Genomic DNA, 7,948 nt, shown 5'->3' on the forward strand with positions numbered 1-7,948 from the left:
CTTGGCGGAAGACGCTGATGGCGAGGTTGCGCGGGGAGGCCATGGCACGGGGCAGGTTGCCGGTGCGGATCTTGGAGTCGTCCTCGCGGAACGTGCGGTCTCGCACGTGGTGCAGAAGGTTTTCGATACCCCAGTGGCCTCTGTCTCGACAACCACATGATCACCAGCACCGTGCCTGCTCTACCCTGGGTTCCTTGCCACACAGCGGACATGACGGCACGTCACCCGCGAAACCGGCGAACCCGGACCAATCCTCATCACGCAATGCCCCTGAAGTTGAACCTGCGGCAGAGCATGGGAAGAACCAGTGTATACTATGATAACGCCGCACCGAGAGCTTTTTCGGACTGCTTAAAGTGGAGATCGGTACCACCATCTGGGAGAACTGCGCCGCCGCGAGGGCCTGACATCTTCCACTTTATCGAAGTCGAGTACAACCGGACCAGGCTCCGCAAGCATCCCGAGTTCCGGTACCTCACCCCACTCGAAACCCGAGCCAGGCTGAAGACAGCCGCCGGACTGGCGGTATCGACCTGCGGAGCGCCGGTAAGACCAGGAGCAATTCCGGCACAGCGCGAAGAAACAGGAAGCCACGGATTCCCGCCCCAACCCCGGGTCACGTAATGGCACAGCAACGATCGAGAAGGCCATCCGTCCTCGGGCTTCAGCCTGCGGAGCAAGTCAACGCAGCTCTGTCGAATACGAGACCGCACTCGCAGTGTGACCAGCACACCCATGGTGTCCGTCGAAGCGGAACGGGTTCCGAGTCTTGCCTTGCCTTGAGGAGCACCTGATGGATCTCCTCGCCAGCTACTGAATGGGGCAGGCCAAATGACTCTAGCGAAAAATGCGGAGGTAGAAGATCTTGAGGGAGCCTCAGTCCCCGGGTGCCAATGCCGCCCGCCTGAGTGTCCTGCTGTGAGCGGGGGAGACCGTGTGCCTGGGGCCAGGATTTCATCCTGTCGGGCGGCGTACGGCCTTGAGGCGTTGAGAGTCCCGCGCCTCCTGCCAGGGCAGTAGGCCAGCCACAGCACGCTGAAAGTCAGGGTAAAAAATTGTGATCGTTCCCGCATTCGTCCATCGAAGCTTTGGCGTCGTGCCTGCCCAACGCATCGGCGCAGGCCTCTCCACTGTCGGCCATCGCTGCAACAATAATTCCGGCTGCGTCGAAGCGATACGGGGCCGCTCTTACGGCTGCTGGACCCTGTGTACGCGGCGGGTGAGCGTCACATGGATGCTGGCTTCGCTTGCAAGCGGGGGCCAGCTCGCTTGACGCGGCGGCAGAAGCGGAAACCGGACGCGAGCGGGATGGTGATAGGCAGCAGGTGGGGCTACGCAGCGCGAGCTGGCGAGGCCTTCAAGAGCGCGGACGACCTGACTAAACGGAAACGGTGTGATGCGCCTCCCTGCTTTACTGACAGCGGTTTGACGATCCAGACTCGACGCAATCCGCGAGCTGCTGGGCGTGAGGGCGGACCGCCTTGGTGTGCTTCCCGGTGTCGCGTTTACAGCCGACCTGTTAGGGACCTCGGCCCGAACCCTCATGGGGGGCGTGTACATGACAGAGTGGTGACTGATCGTCAAGAGTGCCGTGTTCAAAGGACACCCCGCGTCTGCTGTGGCCTCCACGGAGGTTTACAGGATCGCGGGAAAGACTTGCGCTCCACACGCGGTCGCCCTGGCGGCTGTCATTCACGACTCTTGGGCCGCTGTCGTCCTCCGTGGCGCGGCGACATCCTCACAGGCCGCGAAGAACGTCGCGGGGTAGAGCCTAGTCTTCATCAGGGAACACATCGCATGACGGTTGCAAGCCTCGCGCGGCGTTTTGATGGCACCACCGCTCTCTAGCCTCAGGCTGACGCCCCCTGCAGTGCTCGCGCCGTTCACGCATCTGCGGCGAGTCCTCGATGCGGAAGCAGGCGAGGATCTCAGGCGCACAGTTGAGGTGGATCGGACACTCGTGTGCCCTGTTGACGGGGGGCGTCATGCAGGAGATCAGGACCCGCTGCTGCCCCTCGGCGGAGGCGGCGGCGAGAAGGCGCGCAGCCCTATTACGCCTTCGTTGGCTCCGCCGAAGAAGGACACGTACCGCGGCGCTTCTGCCTGCGGCGGGTGCTGGATGTCGTCTGATAAACAAAGGGATAGTCAGGGATAGTCATGGAGCAGATGGGTGATCTTGTTCGGGATAATTGGTTGTCCGTCGTCGGCCTGGACGGTGAGGTCCGCTCGGTCGGTCTGTTGGACGCCCTGACCGAGGCACACCTCATACGACGGCTGCAGCTGCCTGCGCCGACGATATTGCCGGCGTTACTGCGGCAGTTGCTGCTGCCTGTGATGCTCGATGCGATCGGGGTGCCCCGGTCGCGAGGAGAATGGTGTGCCCGGTTTGAGCGGGGCTGCTTTTCGCCCAAGGAAGCCGAAAAAATCGGCGACTACCTGTGTACACACTACGGTGATCGTTTTGGGCTGTTCGATGCAGCGCGACCGTTTGCGCAAGTTGCCGGGTTGGAGGCGCTCAACGGTGAAACCAAGTCGTCAGCGCTGCTCGTGCCGTCGATCGCCTCCGGGAATAATGTGCCGTTGTTCAGCGGGTTCAGCGAAGGTGACCACCTGAACCTGACGCCCGCTCAGGCGGTGCTGTGGCTGCTGCACGTCCAGTGCTGGGACACCGCTGCGATCAAGACCGGGGCCGTCGGCGACCCCCAGGCGAAGGCCGGAAAGACGACGGGCAATCCGACAGGTCCGCTCGGCTTGTGCGGCGTGATCGTGCCATGCGGCCGCACCATGTATGAGACATTGCTGCTGAACACGCCGATCCTGCCTCATGGACTGGACCCGGATGACCGCCCCCAGTGGGCATGGGAAGAGCGGCCGGCCTTGCCGGGCTGGAAGTCTCCTGCCAGTCCCGAGTGGTCCGCTCGTCCCGCAGGGGGTCTGCTGGATCTACTGACCTACCAAGCCCGCAGGATCCGGTTGATTGCCGCAAACACGGGACACGCTCTATCGGTGCGGCAAGTCATCGTCTGCGCTGGAGACCGTCTGACGCAGATACCCGAGTGGGACCCCCACACCGGGTGGAATCACACGGCGAAGCCAAAGGCAGGTCAGCCCGCGCTCCGTCCTCGCCGTCACGTCTCAGAGCGCGCGGCCTGGCAGGGCCTCGGCGCGCTGCTTGCGCTCGCCCTACCCAAGGAAGGCGAGGGCCCCTACACCTCGGTACTGCTGCGGCAGATAGGCGACTTACGGGCGCGGGGCGGCCCCGTATCCTCCGCTTTCCCCCTGGGCGTAGAGATCAGCGGCTTGGAGTACGGCATCCAGTCCGCCATCGTGGAGAACGCCATCTTTGACAGCGTCCCGCTGCCGGTCGTCGCTCTCAGGGCCACTGACGACTGGCTGCGTCGCGCTATCCTGGAATGTGTAAACCAGGCTGACATGGTCGGCCGCGCTCTGGACAACCTGAACGCCGACCTACGACGTGCCTCAGGTGGCGAGACGCCTTCTCGAGACAAAGGTGACCGCCCGTCAGTGCGATTCCTGTACGCCATCGATAGCAGCATGCGGCGCCTGCTCGCTGGGCTGCGCACTCTCGGCGACGACTACGAACTGCTGGAATGCGCGCAGCAGGCATGGGAGCTTTCATTGCGCGAGGAGGCGCTGGGGGAGGCTAAGAGTCTGCTGGCGGCTGCCCCACCGCGAGCCGTGATCGGGCGCACGGAAAAGGTCAACGGCAGGGAAATCGTCTTTCGTAGCGGAAAGGCCACCGCAGTTTTTTGCAAGAGACTCAACGAGATCCTCCCTCGTGTCACCCATGCAGCCCGTGTGACGAGGGGGAAAGCCGCATGAAGGCCACGGCGAGTCACCCCAACACGCGTTATCGCCCCTACTTCTGGGAGAAGTTCACCTCTTGGTCGCTCTCTCGCTCGCGGAGCAACAGTAAGAGCACTATGCCGATTTGGGTTGACCAGGGCCTGCGTGCACTAAGAGACGGCCTGGGGCAAGAGGCGGGCAGCGTTCCCAGCCTGCGGTACCTACACCGGGTTGAGGTGAAAGACGACGACCGTAGCGAGGAGCGTCCCCCCGCATCTTATCGAGCCGAGCATGCCACGCTTGTTCTCTTCGGACTGCATCAGCACGGGGCAACGGAGCCGGTCCACCGCCCTGGCGTCGGTCTGGGGACGGCCTGCCGTGCTCTGCGCATACATCAGTTCTCTGGATCAGCGACTCAACGCCGCCTGACCGCTGCTGCGACTGCCCGGGACATCGAGGAAGTGGTCCAGCATTTGCGTAGCCTCATCTCCCTGTTCAGGCAGGCGCACATCAAGTTGGACTATACCCGGCTCTACCTTGACCTCTGCGTCTGGTTGACGCCGAGACAGGGGAGGGTGCTGCGTGCCTGGGGACTGCAGTTCACTGATCCTGCCAGCGAGGGGTCGGTAGAAGCTTCATCCGGCCAGTCTTCTGCCATTCCGCTTTGGGTAACTTTTGTCCCAGGACAGACCCATGCGGGAGCCGAATTGGCGGCCTTGCGCTCCGGCGTGGGCCGGGAAGCCGGCACAGTTCCCGTCATGTGGCCCTTCTACCGAACGCAAATGGGCACTGACTTACGTAACCAGGGAGCTCTCACCCGTGATCTCGTTGCCGAGCACGCGGCACTGACACTCTTCGGCATCCATCAGCATGGCAGAAGCCGGCAGGTACATGTGCCTGGCATCAGCCCCGGGTCCGCCTGCCGCCTGCTCCTGTCCAAGGGCCGGGCGGAGATGGAGCGCAGGCTCGGAAACCTCCTCACCTCGCTCGATACCGACGAGCTGACCTGGCACCTGCGTGCACTGGTGCCAATGCTGCGCCAGCACAGCATTGGCCTGGATTATAACGTTTTACGCAAAGCCTTGCGGCACTGGGATGACCCGAAGCGGCCGGACGAACAATCCCATTTCCGCACTGTATGGGATCGAGACTTTCACACCGGCACAGACATCCCCGAGACCTGACGAACCGCCCGTGCGGGCCGTGCCGCAGGGACTGATGCCGAAACCCGGCCAGCCGTTCGCTGCGCCGTGACACAGCATGTCAAATATCACCGGAGCAACCTCATGCCTCAACCCACTCTTTTCGTCGAGATCCACATTCTGCAGAGCCTTCCGCCGTCCAACATCAATCGAGACGACTCAGGCACCCCGAAACAAGCCATTTACGGCGGCGTTCGCCGCGCTCGTGTCTCCTCCCAGGCTTGGAAACGCGCCACTAGGATGGAGTTCGCCAAAGCAGAACCTCCTGCGGACCGTGCCACCCGCACCAAGCGGCTCGCTGTCCTAATTGCCGAGCGGCTCGTCTTGCCCGGCACTGACAGCGGCGCGGGCCTCGACCCTGCCCAGGCCGATCGGCTGGCCGCCTCCCTTCTGGAGTCTCTCGGAATCTCCAAGTCGTCAAAGAAAGAAGAGCAGTCCGCTTATTTGCTGTTCTTCGGCAGGCGCCAACTTGACGGGCTGGTCACACTCCTCGCAGCACGTGCAGAGGCACTCACCGCCCTGCCCGACAAGGAGCTCAAGGAGGAAGTTGCCAAGCTGCCGGTGGTGTCCACCTTGTCGACTGGCCATCCCGCCGAGGTCGCGCTCTTTGGCCGCATGGTCGCCGACCTGCCGAAACTGAACGTCGACGCGGCCGTCCAAGTCGCCCACGCCTTGTCCACCCACGCGGTGCGGACCGAGTTCGACTACTACACCGCCATCGATGACGAGAACACCGAAGACAAGGGTGCCGGCATGATCGGCACCCTGGAGTTCAACTCCGCCACCCTCTACCGCTATGCCGTCGTCGGCGTACACCAGCTGAGCGACAATCTCACCTCGCCGGACGCCGTCCACGCCGCCGCCGTCCGCTTCATCGACGCATTCGCCCGCTCCATGCCCGCCGGCCACCAGAACAGCTTCGCTCATCGCACCCTGCCGCATCTTGTCCTGATCACCCTCCGCGCCGACCAGCCCGTCAACTTCATCTCGGCCTTCGAAGAGCCTGTTACCAGCCACAACGGCCTGGCTGCTGAATCCGCACGGCGTCTGGCCGCCGAAGTCAAAGCTGTCGGTGAGCACTGGGGCAGCGTGCCACTGCGGATGCTGGCCACCTACACCCTGGAGAGTGACGAACTGAATGAGACTCTCGGCCAGTCCATCCCCTTCCTGACCCTCCTCGACTCCGTCGGTGAGCTGGTCGACGCCTGGCTGGCCGACGGCGAGATTCCCTCGGCCGAGAAGGCAAGGGCCCACGTGCGATGAGTGAGCAATGCGTCCTCGTCCTACGACTGGCCGCCCCGTTGCAGTCATGGGGTGGCCCCTCTCGCTACAACCGTCGGGATACGCAGCCACAGCCCACCAAGTCCGGGGTTCTCGGACTGCTCGCCGCGGCCGAGGGCCGTCCACGTGAGGCCCCCCTCGCCGATCTGCTCGGGTTGAGCCTCGGCGTACGCGTTGACCAGCCCGGCACCCTGCTGCGCGACTACCACACCGTCAGCGACTACCGCAACCTGCCCCTGCCCTCCGCCAAGGTCGACGCCAGTGGGGTGCAGAAGAAGACCAGCCCAGCCAAATACACACACTTAACCCAGCGTTACTACCTGCAGGACGCGGTCTTCATCGTCGCGCTGCGAGGCCCCACACGTCTTCTTCAAGGCCTGGAGCACGCAGTGCGTCACCCGGTCTACCCGCTTTCACTCGGTCGCCGCTCCTGCCCACCGACTGGTCCCATCAGCTTCGGTCTGCGCCCAGATGCCGGCCTTCGAGATGCCCTTGCGGAAGTGCCCTGGCAGGCCTCAGCGCACCGCCGTCGCCAAATCCGCGGTCCTGAGGTAACTCTGGAGGCCACGGTCGAAGATCCCTCGGGCGAGCTGCTCGTTGAAGACGTGCCCGATACCTTTGACCTCAAGACCGGCACCGCCTTCGGTCAGCGGGCCGTACACCGCCTGTGGATCACACTCCCGACTGACCGTGAGGCAACCGGCGAGACAGTCCTTTCTCCTGGTGCCCAGGCGGGCCACGACCCCTTTTCTCTGCTGGGCTGGTGACGTTCATGCCGTACCTGTCGAAAATCACCCTCAATACCCGCCGCCATGACACACTCGCCCTACTGTCCAACCCGCACCGGCTTCATGCCACCATCCTGGGCGGTCTTACTGTGCAGCCTGTTACCGAACGGGTTCTATGGCGCCTGGACCGCAAAACCCCCCACCTCGCCGAAGTTCTTGTTCTCACCGAAAGCCGACCTTCCTGGCAGAACTTGCTGCAACAGGCCGACTCGCCAGGCGGCGAGGCCCTCATCGCCGATTACACACCTCTGCTCGAACGGATAGTGCTCGGACGGGACTTCGCATTCCGGCTCAGAGCCAACCCTGTCCAGTGCCTGCAACAACCCATAAAACCCAGTGAAAACCAGAAAATGCGGATGAACGCCGCCTCGGACACTCAGTCCAGGCAGCGTGGCTTCCGTGTGGCGTACCGCACCGCAGACCAGCAAATCCAATGGCTGCTTACCCGCGCAGAACGCCACGGTTTCACCATTCCCACAGTCGAGACCACGCCCGGCATCGATTTTGGCATCCCGTCAGTCCCAGCCCCGGCTGTCTCATTGATCGCCCGCGAGACCCTCCGCTTCCGTAAGCGCTCAGGCAGCTCACCCATCACCCTCTCGACCGTCACCTTCCAGGGGCAGCTACGTGTCACCCGCCCCGATGACCTACGTGCCGCCCTGCTGAAAGGCATCGGCCCCGCCAAGGGCTACGGCCAAGGTTTACTCACCCTTGCACCGCTGCCGAAAGGGACTGTGACTGGCTGAACTGCACGGCTCTAGCCTCAATACCGGGACTCTGGTCCGAAAATGAAGCATGACCCCTGGTCACCGCAGTGGTGACTGTGATGTGGTCATGCCGCTTCGATGGGGTCGAAGCGGACGGTGAAGC

5 protein-coding genes and 1 pseudogene are annotated in these 7,948 nt (G+C 63.3%); 5 read left to right on the forward strand and 1 reads right to left on the reverse strand.

Features of this window, described 5'->3' with window-relative positions:
• Positions 1-142: pseudogene (locus ABZ453_RS49500) on the reverse strand (ISAs1 family transposase); the annotation flags it as partial.
• A 2,015-nt stretch (positions 143-2,157) separates the two neighbouring features.
• Here ABZ453_RS49500 and casA point away from each other — a divergent pair.
• The 5 genes from casA to cas6e all read left to right on the forward strand — a co-directional run bounded on the left by casA (position 2,158) and on the right by cas6e (position 7,824).
• Positions 2,158-3,843: a type I-E CRISPR-associated protein Cse1/CasA gene (casA, locus tag ABZ453_RS49505; protein ID WP_359026428.1), complete on the forward strand. Its 1,686-nt coding sequence runs from the start codon at positions 2,158-2,160 to the stop codon at positions 3,841-3,843.
• Positions 3,840-4,991, forward strand: a complete 1,152-nt coding sequence (gene casB / locus ABZ453_RS49510) for a type I-E CRISPR-associated protein Cse2/CasB (RefSeq protein ID WP_359026430.1) — start codon at positions 3,840-3,842, stop codon at positions 4,989-4,991. The genes casA and casB overlap by 4 nt, the downstream gene beginning before the upstream one ends.
• A gap of 102 nt (positions 4,992-5,093) precedes the next feature.
• A complete protein-coding gene (gene cas7e, locus ABZ453_RS49515; RefSeq protein ID WP_359026432.1) occupies positions 5,094-6,272 on the forward strand; it encodes a type I-E CRISPR-associated protein Cas7/Cse4/CasC in 1,179 nt (392 codons plus the stop codon).
• Complete coding sequence (gene cas5e / locus ABZ453_RS49520; protein ID WP_359026434.1) at positions 6,269-7,057, forward strand: type I-E CRISPR-associated protein Cas5/CasD; 789 nt, start codon at positions 6,269-6,271, stop codon at positions 7,055-7,057. Before cas7e ends, cas5e begins: the two co-directional genes overlap by 4 nt.
• A gap of 5 nt (positions 7,058-7,062) precedes the next feature.
• The gene (gene cas6e, locus ABZ453_RS49525; RefSeq protein WP_359026436.1) at positions 7,063-7,824 is read left to right on the forward strand and encodes a type I-E CRISPR-associated protein Cas6/Cse3/CasE; all 762 of its coding nucleotides are present in this window, start codon (positions 7,063-7,065) and stop codon (positions 7,822-7,824) included.
• Positions 7,825-7,948: the final 124 nt, after the last annotated feature.

Origin of the sequence: Streptomyces sp. NPDC005799, assembly GCF_040630525.1 — a bacterium.
In the GTDB taxonomy this organism is placed as follows: Bacteria; Actinomycetota; Actinomycetes; order Streptomycetales; family Streptomycetaceae; genus Streptomyces; species Streptomyces griseorubiginosus_B.